Below are 13,525 nucleotides of genomic sequence, written 5' to 3' on the forward strand. Positions count from 1 at the left end.
CGCCGGCGGCCGCCGCCGATTCCGCCGGAGTGGGAACCGGATCCGCAGGGCCCGGAGCAGGTTCTGCAGCCGCCGTCGTTTTCGCTGTCTGCGCTGTTGCGGCACGACCCGATGCAGGTTTTCCTCCAGTCCCGCTGCCGTCACCAATGATTGCCACCGGCTCACCAATGGGAACCGAAGCACCCTCGGGAACCAACTGGCGCTCCAGCACCCCGGCCTCGAATGCCTCCAGGTCCATGGTGGCCTTGTCGGTTTCGATTTCGGCCAGGACGTCCCCTTTCTTGACGGCGTCGCCTTCGTTCATGAGCCAGCGGCTGAGCACGCCCTCGGCCATCGTGTCGGATAGGCGGGGCATCACTACTTCGGACATGGTGACTCCTATCGGGGAAAGCCCGTGGCTTCCAGCAGCTCGTGGATGACCTTGATCAGATCCTTGGCGTCAGGCAGCGCAGCCGACTCCAACGGTTTGGCGTAGGGCAGCGGCACTTCCGCCGCCGCGACCCTGCGCACCGGCGCGTCCAGATAGTCGAAGGCGCCTTCCATCAGCGTGGCCGAGATCTCCGCCCCGATCCCGTAGCTCAGCCAGTCGTCTTCGAGTACGACGGCGCGGCTGGTCTTTCGCACAGACTCACAGATGGTGGGCCGGTCGAGCGGTCGGAGGCTGCGCAGGTCGATCACCTCCACCGAGATGCCCTCTTCTTCCAGCTGCCGGGCGGCCTCCACGGCGATCATGCTGGCGCGTGAGTAGGCGATGACGGTGATGTCAGTGCCTTCCTTGGCCACCGCAGCCTTACCGATCTCGGCGACCTGTTCGCCATCGGGCACCTCGCCTTTGGTGTTGTAGAGCGAGAGGTTTTCCAGGAAGATCACCGGGTCGTTGTCGCGGATCGACGCCGTCAGCAGGGCTTTGGCGTCGGCCGGTGTGGAGGGGGCGACCACCTTGAGTCCGGGTATGTGGGCGTACCAGACTTCGAGATTCTGCGAGTGGGTGGCCGCCAGCTGCTGTCCACCTCCACCGGGAGTGCGGATCACCATCGGCACCGGGGTCTGCCCGCCGAACATCCCGTAGATCTTTGCGGCGTGGTTGACGATTTGGTCGATGGCGATGAGGCTGAAATTGATGGTCATAATTTCGACGACGGGACGCATCCCCAGCATCGCGGCGCCAATAGCTGCGCCGACGAAACCCTCTTCGGCGATCGGCGTATCCCGCACCCGCTTCGGCCCGAACTCGTCGAGCAGCCCGGCGGTGATCTTGTAAGAACCTTCGAAGATGCCGATCTCTTCGCCCATCAGGAACACGTTCTCATCGCGGGTCAGCTCTGCCCGCAAGGCGTCATTCAACGCTTGCCGGTAGGTGATGACGGGCATCTGGTCTCCTCCTCTGGTGGTCATGGCATCTCCACTACCGGGTCGCCGGGCAGGGTATGCGGGGCGTTCGGCACATCGGCATTGAGTTCCGGCGCTTGCGGCCATAGGGTGACGGAACTGCTACTTATCCCATCATCGTCTTCGGATGCTGGAACGCACGACCGATCAAGCAGCGCCACGGGGAAAACCTCGAGGCCGAACCGGACGAAGCGTGAAGGAGCAACATGTCACTCGATGGCAGGCCGACCCCAGATGAGTTGCCGCCGCCGGCAGCTTCCAATATTAATCCCGAGACATTGGCCGGTTTCCGGAATGAGCTGGACCGAAGGAAGTACGACGTCGTAGACGGGTCCTGGGCAGGTTCGGTTCCGGCCCAGTATGGCGTCGCGCCACGGCTCCGGGTTGGCCGGAGTAAGTGGTTCAATCTGTTGTGGCTGCTGCCGATCGGCTTCGTCCTGCTCATTATCGGCATTGCGGTGGCCAAGGGCATGCGGGAACTTCCCGCAGTTACCCAGTTCATGGAACAGTATCCCGGCACGGTTTTTCCGGGCGGGGCTGAGGCGAATGCCGGTTTCCCTGCCTGGGTGGGCTGGCAGCACTTTTTCAATATGCTGCTGATGATTCCGATCATCCGTTCCGGTCTGACGATCATTGCAGACCATCCGCGGTTTTACTGGACGCGGCATTCGACGCCGGGCAAGGATTGGTTCCGGGTGCAGAAGCCGGTCCCCGCCGATCCTTTGTGGACAGCTAAACAGGATTCGATCACGCTGCCCGACGGTGTCGGGCTGCCGGGGCGGCGCCATTCGATCGGTCTTGCCCGGTGGTGGCATCTGGGAGTCAACTCGCTCTGGCTGCTCAACGGGATCATCTTCTACGTTCTCGTTTTTGCTACCGGCCATTGGTTGCGCCTGGTGCCCACCAGCTGGGAGGTGTTCCCCAACGCCGTATCGGTAGTGATCCAGTACCTGTCGCTGGACTGGCCCACCGATGATGCCTGGGTGGCTTACAACAGTCTGCAGGTGATCGCCTACTTCGTCACGGTGTTCGTCGCTGCTCCGTTAGCTTTCATTACCGGCCTGGGTATGTCGCCGGCTCTGTCCACGAAGTTCAGGTGGATCAGCTCCGTCTTCAGCATCCAGGTTGCGCGGTCGCTGCACTTTCTGGTGCTGCTCTGGTTCCTGATGTTCATCATCATGCATGTGACCCTCGTGGTGGCCACCGATGCTCTGCACAACTTCAACATGATGTACGCGAATCGTAACGACGCGGACAGCTGGGTCGGATTTTGGATCTTCGCAGTGTCGCTGGTGGTGATGATCGTCCTCTGGGTGGCCGTCACCCCGTTCACGTACCGGCATCCGCGCACTGTCCAACGCATCGGCTATGCACTGATTGGGCCGGTCCAAAGACTGTTTGAGCATCTTGATTCCAAGCCCGGCCAGTACACCGAAAAAGATATCTCCCCGTACATGTGGCACAACGGCAAGTACCCGGAAACGCCTGAGTACAAGGAACTCTACGAAAATAATTTCGCCGATTACCGGCTGCGGGTATCCGGCCTGGTGGAAAATCCCGCGGACCTCGACTTGTTCCAGTTGCGGAACCTGCCCTACCACGAGCAGATCACCCAGCACTTCTGTATCCAGGGCTGGTCCGGCGTAGCGAAATGGGGCGGCGTGTCGATGCAGACGATCGTTGACGTGGTGAAACCGAAGCCCGAAGCGAAATGGGTGATCTTCTACTCCTTCGCTGAAGGACCCGACAGCGGCATCTACTACGACGCCCAGCCGATTGAGCAGATGAGCTATCGCCTGACGATGCTCGCCTACGACATGAACGGGGAAGCCCTGCCGTATGGTCACGGCGCGCCGCTGCGGCTGCGCAATGAAGTCCAGTTGGGGTTCAAACTCGTCAAATGGATCAAAGGCATCGAATTCGTCGAGGACTTCTCAGAGATCGGCGGCGGCGAGGGCGGCTACAACAATGACCATGAGTTCTTCGGCTACCGGCAATCCATCTAACCGTTTGACGGCGACGGATTGCTGCTTTTCGTCATTCTGGTAAGTATTCCGATCGGGCTCACCCGAGCCCATCTGCGGGCGGGTTAGGAACCAGATATGTCTGTGCGCGGGTAATGCTGCAACTTGGCCACGGTCAGCAGCACCACGGAGTCCTCGACGGCTTCCAACGCGTGCCGTCCGTCGGGAATGATGAGCAAATCACCGGGCGAACCGTTCCACGAGTTCTCTCCCGCAGTCATTGAGACCCGGCCCTGCAGGACGTGAAGCGTTGCCTCGCCCGGATTCTCGTGCTCACTCATCCGGCTGCCGGCCCGGAGCGCAATCATGGTCTGGCGCATGACGTGCTCGTGGCCGCCAAAGACCGTGTCTGCACTGCGGCCGCTCGAAGCCCGCAGCGCTGTCTCCAGTTGTTGGCGCATGAGCGCTGTCAACGAAACCTTTTTCACGTGCCCCTTTTCTATAATCGCTGGCAGAGAATGACTAACACTACCAAGATCCCAGGCCGTACTGATTGAGATGTGCCGGAGGACATCCAGTTCGTCCGATCGGCGCGGCTGGGCACCCGTTGGAACCCAAGACCGCGACACGAACCAGCGCTGAAACCGTTCCAGAAAAGATTAGCGGGCTTCGAGCGGGATCAGCGGCTTTTCCGCCCGCACTTTCATTTGCTGCACGCCCCAGGTGTTTCCACCCGGATCGCTGAAACCGAAGAACGTGCCGCCGTCGCGCTCGTCGAAGATAATGACCTCGCTGGCTTCAACCCCCCGGCCGAGCAGTTCCTCTCAGGCGGCATAGGCGTCCGAGACCACCAACTGCAGGCCGCGCATCGAACCTGGCTCCAGCTCCTGTCGGTTTCCGCAGATCCTATATTGAATATTGTGAGCCAGACAACACCCGGGTTAGACTTCCCTCCATGACAATCGCTGGTACCACCTCTATGCCCGCCCAACTCAAGCGGCAGGTTCTTCGGGACGGCGTGTATGAGGCGCTGCTCGACATGCTGCTCGAAGAACAACTGAAGCCCGGAGCCTCGCTGAGCATCGACGCCCTCGCCCGCGAACTCGGAATATCCCCAACACCTGTGCGGGAGGCGCTCGCCTACCTGGAGCACACCGGGCTTGTCGCACGGGCAGCACTGAAGGGCTACACGGTCGCCCCCCGGCTCTCGCCCGCCCAACTTGCTGAGCTCAGCGACGCGCGGACCATCATTGAAGTGGTGGCCGTCGAGCGCGCCGCCGAGCGGGCTTCCGAACTGCTGCCGGACCTGCGTGAAGCACACGAAGCCCACCTGGTTGCGACCGCCATCATGGTCGAGTCGGGCAGTGAAGGTACCCTGCCGTCGGCCCGCAGTATGCGCAAGTACTTCGACGCCGACTGGGGGTTTCACCTCGTGCTGGTCGAGGCCAGCGGCAATCGATTCCTTCGAGAGATGCTGCAGGGGCTGGGAACCCACCTGCACCGCCTGGTGCAGTCGGCCGACCGGGGGGTCACGGACTGGGAAGCTGCGCTGAGCGAGCACGGCCAGGTGCTGGCGGCCATCGAGGCTGCTGACCCGGTCCAAGCCGTGAGCGCCATGCGCACCCACTTGCGCGGTGCTCTGGACCGGGCGCTGGCGGAGTCGGTCGATCCCGCCGTTGCGGCGCAGTAGCGGTGAAATAGACGAGCCTTGTTTTTGGTATGTGACGTGTGGCACTCTAAACAAGGCGATCCAATAGGATCGTTGATATAGGCCTTTGTGGCACTGGGAGGGAATGAGCCAGATGGTTGGTTTATCGGTGACGCGTCCGCGTCTAGCCTTGTCGATGGGGGACCCGTCGGGAATCGGCCCTGAGCTGGCGGTGAAACTGCTGGCCGATGCTGCGAATCTTGCTCGGGCTGATGTCTATGTGCTGGCCAGTGAGGCGGAGATCAAGGCCGCAGCGGATGAGGCCGGGGTATCGGTGCCGATCGCTGCTGTTCCTTCGGCTGAGGCGGTGACGGCTGTTGGCAGCCGGTTCGCCGACGTGGACTTCGTACGGGGGCAGGTGAGCCGGGAAGCCGGTGCGCGAGTGATGGCTGATCTTCTTGATGCACTTGCCATGTTTGACCGCGGCGATGTGGACGGAATTATGTTCACCCCTTTGAACAAGTCCGCTCTGCATTTGGCCGGAATGCATGAGGAGGATGAGCTGCGGTGGTTTGCGAAGGAACTTGGCTTCGAAGGGACGACGTCGGAACTCAACTTCGTGCCAGGGCTGACGACCTCGCGGGTGACCTCCCATGTGTCGGTGAAGGACGTTGCCGGCTTGATTAACGCCCGGGCGGTGGCTGAGTCGATTCGGCTGCTGAACCGGGTGGTACAGGGTGCGGGCGTTCCCAATCCGCGGCTGGCGGTGTGCGCCTTGAACCCGCACGCCGGTGAAAATGGCCAGTTCGGCCGGGAAGAGATCGACCACATTCTCCCGGGGATCGCGTTAACACGATCCGAGGGCATTGACGCGACCGGCCCGTATCCCTGCGACACCGTATTTATTCGTGCTCGTGACGGTGAGTTCGACGGCGTGGTCACGATGTACCACGATCAGGGCCAGATCGCGATGAAGCTGATGGGTTTCGATCAGGGGGTTACGGTCCAGGGTGGGCTGCCCGTGCCCATCGCCACTCCGGCCCACGGCACCGCCTACGAAATTGTTGGCCGGGGAATCGCCAAGACCGGCCCAAGCCAACGTGCCTTTGAGATCGCGGTTGACCTCGCGGTTCAAAACATGCAGTCAGGCACTCACTAACTATCCCTTCCGCTGCAACTGCTGCAGTGGGTCATTCGAATACTCGTTGCCGGCAGTCTGCCGTATTTCAAAGAGGAGATCTTTCCATGAATCGACGTACCAAGTTCGCCGTGCCGGCGCTGACTGCAGTCGCAGCCCTTGCCCTGAGCGCCTGTGGCGGTGGCTCCGGCAGCGAGGGCGGTGGCAACGCTGCCACCGGCGAGTTCACCGCGCCGGAGAACGTGCGCATGATCGTTCCCTTCTCCGCCGGCGGCGGTTCAGACCTCGCGGGGCGGGCCATTGCTTCCGGTCTGGAGGAAGTGACCGACTCGACCGTGACGGTGGAGAACATAACCGGCGGCGACGGAGCGATCGGTTACTCCGAGCTGTTGGCCAGCAACGGTGATCCCAGCCAGCTGCTGGCGAGTGAAACCGCGTTGATGACTCTGCCCATCGTCCAGGACGTGGAATTCACGTACAAGGACTTCACCCCGATCATGAAGCTCGGCGATGATTACAACGTGATGATGGTCCGCGCCGGGTCGCCACACGAGACATGCATAGACGTTATTGAAGAAGCGAAAGAGGGTGGGATGATCACCGGTATTTCCGGCGCAACCGGCCCCGAGTTCGTAGCCTGGGGGCTGATCGAGGATCAGTTCGACGTCGCCTTCGAGCCGGTGGTCTTCGAGTCCGGTGCCGAAATCACCGCTGCATTGCTGGGCAACCACATCGACGTCGCAATGACCAACCCCGGTGAGGCGCTAGGCCAGTTCGAGTCAGGCGATCTGAAGCCGCTGTGTGTGCTGGCGCCGGAGCGCTACACCTATGAGCCGCTGGCCGATGTTCCCACCGGCGTTGAGCAGGGTGTGGACGTAACCTTCGCCCAGTGGCGCGGGTTCATCGCCCCCGGCGGTCTCTCTGAGGAAGCCAAGCAGCACTGGGTCGATGCCGCCAAGGCCTATGCCGAGACCGATGCATATGACGAATACATCGAGAGCAACCTGCTGCAGCCCCAGGTGCTTTATGGCGACGAATTCACGGCCTTCCTCGATGAGTACAACGCGAACCTGGAGAGTGTCCTCGGTGGTCAGTAAGACGACACAGCCTGAACGGAAGAAGCCGGCGACGTCCGATGTGGTCGGTACGGCCATTCTTGGCGCCGTCGGAGCCTTTGCTCTGATTATGGGTTTTGGTTACGGCTTCCTTGAGGAAGACGGCCAAGTCGGTCCCGGGTTCCTTCCGGTGATAACCGGTGCTTTCATCCTCGCGGCCTCCCTTACGGAGATCGCGAGGATGTACCTCGCGCACGGGGAACGCTCCACCAGTTCGTTCATGGGGCTGGCGGAGACTGTGGAAGAAGAAGCGAAGGCCGCGGTGGGCCGTACCGGCGAGCCGGATGAGGAAGAAGTGGACACCTTCGGGCGGACGTCCTCGGAGCGCAACTGGGCCATCGTCAAGGTGTTCGCGCTCCTGTTCGTGGCGCTGCTGTTGATCCCGGTCATCGGACTGCTGCTCTCGCTGACCGCCATGGTGCTGGCGATTGTGCTCTGGGTTGAGCGGAAACCATTGCTCCCCGGCGTGCTTACCACCATCGGCGCTCTCGCTGTGGCGTATTCCATCTTCGTCCTCGCCCTCGGCGTGCCCGTGCCCCAGGGCATCCTGGGCCTAATCTAGTAAGGACACCCCGTGCTCGAAAACCTCCAACTTGGGTTCGAGACTGCAGTCTCACCCGATAACCTGCTCTGGTGCTTCATCGGGGTCCTCTTGGGCACCGTAATCGGCATGCTTCCCGGACTAGGTTCCGCCACCGGTGTGGCGATCCTGCTGCCCGTCACCCTCGGCATGGAACCGGTAACGGCTCTGATCATGCTCGCAGGCATCTATTACGGCAGCCAGTACGGCGCCTCGATCAGCTCTATCCTCATCTCCACGCCCGGTGACTCGTCAAGTGTGGTCCTGACCCTTGACGGGTATCAGATGGCACGGAAGGGACGGGCCGGAGCCGCGCTGGCGATTTCGGCAATGTCGTCGTTCTTCGCCGCGATCATCTCGCTGATCGGGCTGATAGCCCTGGCGGCGCCGGTGGCGGCGTTCGCGCTTCGCTTCGGGCCGCCGGAAAACCTTGCGATCATCCTGCTCGGTCTGGCCACCATCGTGTCCTTTGCCGGTGAGAACATGCTCCGCGGCATCATTATGGCCGCCGTTGGCCTGCTCATCTCGATGATTGGTGTGGCCTCCGGCTTCGCCACCGCGCGCTTCACCTTCGGCAGCATCAACCTGTTGAGCGGTCTGGGTTTCATCGCTGTCCTGATTGGACTCTTCGCGATTGGCGAGGTTCTCCACCAGATCCACCGCGGCGGGGAGAAGCCCATTAAGGCCGGCTTTAAGGATCTGATCGTGACCAAGTCGGAACTGCGCCGTTCCTTCATGCCGGCAGCCCGCGGGACCGGTCTCGGCTTCGCCCTCGGAGTGCTGCCGGGTGCGGGAGCCACCTTGGCATCCTTTATGTCCTACGGGGTGGAGAAGTCTTTCAGCAAGTTCCGCAAGGAAATCGGCCAGGGCGCCCCCGAAGGCGTCGCCGCACCCGAAGCATCGAACAACGCCGCCGCCAACGCAAGCTTCATCCCGACCCTCTCCCTGGGTATCCCCGGCAGCGGCACCACAGCGATACTGCTCGGTGCCTTCATCATCTTCGGAGTTCAGCCGGGCCCGCTACTGTTCGAGCAGCAGCCGGCGCTGGTCTGGGGGTTGCTCGTCTCGTTCTTCATCGGCAACCTCTTCCTGATCGTGCTGAACCTGCCGCTGGCGCCCGTCTTCGCGCAGATCCTCCGCCTGCCCTACAGCTACCTCTACCCCATTATTTTGTTCATCAGCCTCATTGGCGCCTTCGCCATCGGCAACAACACCTTCGCCCTCTGGGTTGTGCTTGTCGCCGGCGTCCTCGGCTACTTCATGAAGCGGTTCGACTTCCCCGCCGCGCCGCTGGTGCTCGGCCTGGTACTGGGCCCGCTGCTGGAAAAATACCTCGTCCAAACCTCATCCCTCGGTCAGGGCAGCTGGTCCATCATGTTCTCAAGCCCTATCGCATCAGTGTTCACCACTGGTGCGATCCTGGCCCTCATCGGGCCGCCGGTCGCAGGAATCATTCGCCGGATGCGCAACTCCAAGAAATCGGGCCGGACCGACAAGACCCGAGTTTAGGACCGCCACCCCATATCGGACCCCTACCACCGCCCCCCCCGGTCGTCTCTGGGGTTGTATCACTTGAACGGAAGGAATAAATGATGAAGATCACCGGAGCGGTTCTCGAAGAGATGGGCCGGGCGCGGCCGTACGCGAAGTCACAGCCGATTTCTGTCGGCGAGCTGGAACTCGAGGGTCCCGGGCCCGACGAGGTGCTCGTAAAGATCGAGGCGGCAGGAGTCTGTCACTCTGACCTGTCTGTGGTGGAGGGGAACCGGGAACGGCCGCTCCCTATCCTGCTCGGCCATGAGGCCGCCGGCGTGGTGATCGAAACCGGAGCGGAGGTGACGGACTTGCAGCCCGAACAGCGCGTGGTGACGGTGTTCCTCGCACGATGCGGTGAATGCGAACACTGTGCCACGAACGGCAAGCTTCCCTGTATCCCGGGCACCGCGGCGAACAACAATGGCGTGCTTCTAAACGGGGTTACTCGTCTTTCCCGTGGTGGAGAGACGGTGCAACACCATCAGGGCGTCTCCGGATTTGCCACGCACGCTGTCCTTAACAGGCGCTCTGTGGTTCCTGTGGACAGCGACGTCCCGCCTGCAGTGGCGGCGGTGCTTGGGTGTGCTGTGCTGACCGGCGGAGGAGCCGTAGTGAATGCAGGCAAGCCCGTCGAGGGCCAGGATGTCATGATCGTCGGTTTGGGCGGCGTCGGCATGGCAGCACTGCTGACCGCTGTATCGCTCGCGGCAGCAAGTGAGCGGTCCGGTCAGATCATTGGAGTCGATGCGAACCCGGCCAAGCTTACCCGGGCACGGGAGCTGGGCGCCACCTCCGTCTACTCACCCCAGGAGATCGCCGAGCAGGGGATCAAGGCTCCCGTGGTGATCGAGGCGGCGGGGCATCCCAAGGCGTTCGAGGCGGCGGTAGAGGCAACGGCGGCGGGAGGGACCACGGTCACCGTTGGCCTGCCCTCGCCCGCGGCGCGGTCCTCGATTGCCCCGCTGGTCATCACTGCCGAAGCCCGCACAATCATCGGTTCCTACCTCGGGTCAGCGATTCCCAGCCAGGACATCCCGGCGTTCGCCCAGATGTGGCGGGAGGGCCGGCTGCCAGTCGAAGAACTGGTCTCCGCGATGATCCGCCTGGAGGATATCAACCAAGCCATGGACGACTTGGCCGATGGTAAGGCGGTGCGCCAGATCATTCTGTTCTAGTAGGTTGCGGCCGGTGCTTCTGCGCCGCCGTCGGGTCGCTTTCGAACGAGCGTTCTCCGTGCACGGCCAGTTCCGCCAGCGCTGCGTCGACGTCGCCGGATTCCACCAGCTCGAACAATTGATGGTGCCGCGCGACATGCTCCTCGAGATCCTCAAAAAACCGTTCCCGGGTGATCAGATTCCGCGACATACACACAAGCAGTTGCTGCTGCACCGACGCGTAAATCTCCTCGAGGCGCCGGTGCTCAGCAATGCGGATCAGGCTGGAGTGAAATGCGTAGCCGGCCAGCACCAGGGCGCCACGGTCCTGCTCCCGGGCGCAGCGGTCCATTTCGATCAAAGCCTGCCGTGCCGGTTCCAGCAGGTCCGCGGACTTGACCGGAATGCCAAGCTCGAAGGCCATCCGCTCGAGCGTGGACCGCAGTGTGAGGATCTCGTAGACGTCCTCCTCGGTGAGGGTTGCCACGAAGCTTCCCCGTCGGGGGCGCGTATGGACGAGACCTTCACTTTCGAGCACCCGAAGCGCCTCGCGCAGCGGCGGACGGCTGATGGCCAGTTCCTCGGTCAGCCGTTCCTCCAGCAGCCGTTCTCCCGGCTCAAGCTCGCCGGCGAGGATTTTCTTGCGAAGGGCGTTAGCGGCGAGAACGACAAGAGTCGGCGCCTCCAGCCGGCCGGCCTGGATTGCGGGTACAGCGGTCGATTCCATGGACGCCATGGTGGTCCCTTCAGTTTTTGTCGCCCTCGCCCTTCGAATGGAGACAGGCGCGTCAAAGTTGGTATTGTATGTTGTAGACATTATATGGCTCTGCGGTTGAGCAACTCTTGCTCCTCACGCATCATTTCAGAAAGCGAACACATGAATCACGGCTCACACGCCACACCTCTGCTGCCTGAGGCTCACGAAGGTGCACATCTTGTGGGACGGGTATTTGACCCGGCCGAGAACGGTCCCAGCGTCGTCGCCGTGCGCGGGGAGACACTCGTCGATCTAAGCCACGTAGCTCCGACGGTATCCGAGTTGCTCGACCGGGCGGACCTGCTCGAAGTCGTCCGCCGGGCTGAGGCGCGCAAGTCATGGCCGCTGGCCCAGGTCGTCGATTCCACGTTCGCCCGGGACGAATCGGCCGTTCATTTCATCTCTCCGATCGATCTGCAGGTCATTAAGGCGGCCGGTGTTACCTTCGCTAAAAGCATGGTCGAGCGGGTGATCGAAGAACGCGCCGCAGGAGACTCAAGCAGAGCGCTGGAAATCCGTTCTCGGATCGACGCCGCGATCGACGCCGCGATCGGCGGGGCCATCAGCGGCGTCCGGCCCGGAACGCCGGAAGCGGAAGCCGTGAAGCAGGTACTCATCGGGCACGGGCTCTGGTCGCAGTACCTGGAAGTCGGGATCGGACCCGACCCGGAAATCTTCACCAAGGCGCCGGTACTCTCTTCCATCGGCACCGGTGCCGCCGTCGGCGTACTGGAGCATTCGACCTGGAACAACCCCGAACCGGAGGTCGTGCTGGCGGTGACATCCAATGGACAAGCCGTCGGAGCAGCGCTAGGCAACGACGTGAACCTGCGTGATTTCGAAGGCCGCAGCGCGCTTCTTCTGACCGAGGCGAAGGACAATAATGCATCCTGCGCCATCGGACCGCTGATTCGCCTCTTCGACGACTCATTCGCGCTGGCCGATGTCAAAGAACTCGACATCGACCTTCGTATCACCGGCCCCGAAGGGTACGTACTTGAGGACGTCAGCTCCATGCGTGAGATCAGCCGGGACCTTGAGGACCTTGTCAGTCACGCCTTCGGCCCGCATCATCGCTATCCGGACGGGTTTGTCTTGTTCACAGGAACGCTGTTCGCGCCCACCCAGGACCGGGACGAGCCGGGCATGGGGTTCACTCACAAGCGCGGGGACGTCGTGAGCATCTCCTCGCCGACGCTGGGAGCCCTGGTCAATGAGGTAACGACGGCGGAGGATGCGCCCGACTGGACCGCCGGGATCCGCTCCCTGATGGAGAATCTGGGCGGCCGGAATCTCCTCGTGCGTGCCCAGGAGGTGGCGGAATGACCGGCGGCCTTGTTGTCACCGACCAAATTTTCGGCAACGTGACAAGAGAACGCGCTCTGGCCGAGCAGCTTGGCTTGGAGTTCAACGATTTCCAGTGCCGCACCGAGGAGGAGTGCGCCGAGGCGGTGGCCGGTGCCAACGTCGTCCTCGTGAACTTCGCCCCGATAACCCGCCGGGTACTCGAGGCGCTCGAGCCGGGAACCGCCGTCATCCGTTACGGGATCGGCTACGATAACGTCGATATTGCCGCTGCCTCTGAACTGGGGATCCGCGTCTGTAATGTACCGGACTACGGCGCGGATACGGTCGCGGACCATACGGTTGCGCTGCTGCTCGCGCTCCTGCGCAAGGTCAGTCTGCTGGACCGGGCAGTGCGCGAGCGCGGCTGGCTGAACCCGGGCGATCTAGGGCCTTTGCGCGGGTTCGCCGACACGACGGTCGGATTGATCGGAACGGGGCGCATCGGCCGGGCAGTGTCGGCACGGCTGAAGCCCTTCGGTTTCACGATCACAGCGTACGACCCGTATGTCGACCCGGCTGAGCTGGCCGCAATCGGCATCGAGTCGGTGGACTTTAATACGCTACTGAGCTCAGCTCATGCCGTCTCGCTGCATGCACCGCTGACCGACGCGAACCATCACCTCATTGGGCGGGAATCGCTGAGCCGGATGCGGCCGGACGCAGTCATCGTCAATACCTCACGAGGGGGACTGGTCGATCAGCACGCGCTTGCTTCCGCGCTGCGCAGCGGGCAGCTGGGTGGAGCGGCGCTGGATGTCTTTGAGCCCGAGCCGCTCGAGGCGGACTCGGAGCTGCGGGAGATCAATAATGTACTGCTGACTCCCCATGCGGCGTTCTTCTCCGACGCGTCGCTGGCAAACCTGCAGCGGCTCGCCACCGAGGAAGCGAAGCGGGCGC

The 13,525-nt window shown here is 62.4% G+C and carries 14 protein-coding genes; 10 read left to right on the forward strand and 4 right to left on the reverse strand.

From position 1 onward, the window contains the following. Nucleotides 1–370, reverse strand: a 370-nt coding sequence (locus Y707_RS25125; protein ID WP_155852892.1) for a lipoyl domain-containing protein, incomplete at its 3' end; no start/stop codon positions are given. Nucleotides 371–378: 8 nt separating this feature from the next. Then, entirely contained in the window at nucleotides 379–1,395 is a 1,017-nt protein-coding gene (locus Y707_RS0110820; protein WP_442853292.1) for an alpha-ketoacid dehydrogenase subunit beta, read from the reverse strand. A 200-nt stretch (nucleotides 1,396–1,595) separates the two neighbouring features. On the opposite strand from Y707_RS0110820, the gene Y707_RS0110825 reads away from it, so the two are divergent. Next, nucleotides 1,596–3,395 carry a molybdopterin-dependent oxidoreductase gene (locus Y707_RS0110825; RefSeq protein ID WP_081744793.1) on the forward strand — a complete coding sequence of 600 codons (1,800 nt, stop codon included), beginning with the start codon at nucleotides 1,596–1,598 and terminating at the stop codon, nucleotides 3,393–3,395. A gap of 83 nt (nucleotides 3,396–3,478) precedes the next feature. On the opposite strand, the gene Y707_RS0110830 is transcribed toward Y707_RS0110825, so the two are convergent. Continuing rightward, a complete protein-coding gene (locus tag Y707_RS0110830) occupies nucleotides 3,479–3,841 on the reverse strand; it encodes a cupin domain-containing protein (RefSeq protein ID WP_026535107.1) in 363 nt (120 codons plus the stop codon). A gap of 72 nt (nucleotides 3,842–3,913) precedes the next feature. Here Y707_RS0110830 and Y707_RS31975 point away from each other — a divergent pair, with 72 nt between their 5' ends. The 7 genes from Y707_RS31975 (at nucleotide 3,914) to Y707_RS0110865 (ending at nucleotide 10,545) form a co-directional block, all read left to right on the forward strand. Beyond that, nucleotides 3,914–4,312, forward strand: coding sequence for a hypothetical protein (locus Y707_RS31975; protein ID WP_026535108.1), 399 nt, complete (start codon nucleotides 3,914–3,916; stop codon nucleotides 4,310–4,312). Next, nucleotides 4,309–5,043, forward strand: a complete 735-nt coding sequence (locus Y707_RS0110840) for a GntR family transcriptional regulator (RefSeq protein WP_051441879.1) — start codon at nucleotides 4,309–4,311, stop codon at nucleotides 5,041–5,043. The genes Y707_RS31975 and Y707_RS0110840 overlap by 4 nt, the downstream gene beginning before the upstream one ends. A gap of 103 nt (nucleotides 5,044–5,146) precedes the next feature. Continuing rightward, nucleotides 5,147–6,160, forward strand: coding sequence for a 4-hydroxythreonine-4-phosphate dehydrogenase PdxA (locus tag Y707_RS0110845; protein WP_253905133.1), 1,014 nt, complete (start codon nucleotides 5,147–5,149; stop codon nucleotides 6,158–6,160). 86 nt (nucleotides 6,161–6,246) lie between these two features. After that, nucleotides 6,247–7,236 (forward strand): tripartite tricarboxylate transporter substrate binding protein, encoded by a 990-nt coding sequence (locus tag Y707_RS0110850; RefSeq protein WP_026535111.1) that lies wholly within the window; start codon nucleotides 6,247–6,249, stop codon nucleotides 7,234–7,236. After that, nucleotides 7,226–7,816 (forward strand): tripartite tricarboxylate transporter TctB family protein, encoded by a 591-nt coding sequence (locus tag Y707_RS0110855; RefSeq protein ID WP_026535112.1) that lies wholly within the window; start codon nucleotides 7,226–7,228, stop codon nucleotides 7,814–7,816. Before Y707_RS0110850 ends, Y707_RS0110855 begins: the two co-directional genes overlap by 11 nt. Before the next feature lie 12 nt (nucleotides 7,817–7,828). Beyond that, nucleotides 7,829–9,343 (forward strand): tripartite tricarboxylate transporter permease, encoded by a 1,515-nt coding sequence (locus Y707_RS0110860; protein ID WP_026535113.1) that lies wholly within the window; start codon nucleotides 7,829–7,831, stop codon nucleotides 9,341–9,343. Between the two features lie 83 nt (nucleotides 9,344–9,426). Further along, nucleotides 9,427–10,545: an alcohol dehydrogenase catalytic domain-containing protein gene (locus Y707_RS0110865; protein WP_026535114.1), complete on the forward strand. Its 1,119-nt coding sequence runs from the start codon at nucleotides 9,427–9,429 to the stop codon at nucleotides 10,543–10,545. On the opposite strand, the gene Y707_RS25130 is transcribed toward Y707_RS0110865, so the two are convergent. Next, the gene (locus tag Y707_RS25130; protein ID WP_051441884.1) at nucleotides 10,532–11,251 is read right to left on the reverse strand and encodes a GntR family transcriptional regulator; all 720 of its coding nucleotides are present in this window, start codon (nucleotides 11,249–11,251) and stop codon (nucleotides 10,532–10,534) included. The two genes, Y707_RS0110865 and Y707_RS25130, sit on opposite strands and share 14 nt — an antisense overlap. 150 nt (nucleotides 11,252–11,401) lie before the next feature. Here Y707_RS25130 and Y707_RS0110875 point away from each other — a divergent pair, with 150 nt between their 5' ends. Together Y707_RS0110875 and Y707_RS25135 are read left to right on the forward strand one after the other, a co-directional pair. Then, nucleotides 11,402–12,607 carry a fumarylacetoacetate hydrolase family protein gene (locus Y707_RS0110875; RefSeq protein WP_026535115.1) on the forward strand — a complete coding sequence of 402 codons (1,206 nt, stop codon included), beginning with the start codon at nucleotides 11,402–11,404 and terminating at the stop codon, nucleotides 12,605–12,607. Beyond that, nucleotides 12,604–13,525: C-terminal binding protein (locus Y707_RS25135; protein ID WP_081744795.1), on the forward strand; the 922-nt coding region annotated here is incomplete at its 3' end. The genes Y707_RS0110875 and Y707_RS25135, both read left to right, overlap by 4 nt.

It is taken from the genome of Arthrobacter sp. H14 (assembly GCF_000520495.1).
Classification (GTDB): domain Bacteria; phylum Actinomycetota; class Actinomycetes; order Actinomycetales; family Micrococcaceae; genus Arthrobacter_C.

Bases quoted from the DNA above. Each gene is read 5' to 3' on its own strand.
- Y707_RS0110875 (WP_026535115.1), top strand. From the start codon at position 11,402: ATGAATCACGGCTCACACGCCACACCTCTGCTGCCTGAGGCTCACGAA.
- Y707_RS0110850 (WP_026535111.1), top strand. From the start codon at position 6,247: ATGAATCGACGTACCAAGTTCGCCGTGCCGGCGCTGACTGCAGTCGCA.
- Y707_RS0110825 (WP_081744793.1), top strand. From the start codon at position 1,596: ATGTCACTCGATGGCAGGCCGACCCCAGATGAGTTGCCGCCGCCGGCA.
- Y707_RS0110845 (WP_253905133.1), top strand. From the start codon at position 5,147: ATGAGCCAGATGGTTGGTTTATCGGTGACGCGTCCGCGTCTAGCCTTG.
- Y707_RS0110865 (WP_026535114.1), top strand. From the start codon at position 9,427: ATGAAGATCACCGGAGCGGTTCTCGAAGAGATGGGCCGGGCGCGGCCG.
- Y707_RS0110840 (WP_051441879.1), top strand. From the start codon at position 4,309: ATGACAATCGCTGGTACCACCTCTATGCCCGCCCAACTCAAGCGGCAG.
- Y707_RS25130 (WP_051441884.1), bottom strand. From the start codon at position 11,251: ATGGAATCGACCGCTGTACCCGCAATCCAGGCCGGCCGGCTGGAGGCG.
- Y707_RS0110820 (WP_442853292.1), bottom strand. From the start codon at position 1,395: ATGACCACCAGAGGAGGAGACCAGATGCCCGTCATCACCTACCGGCAA.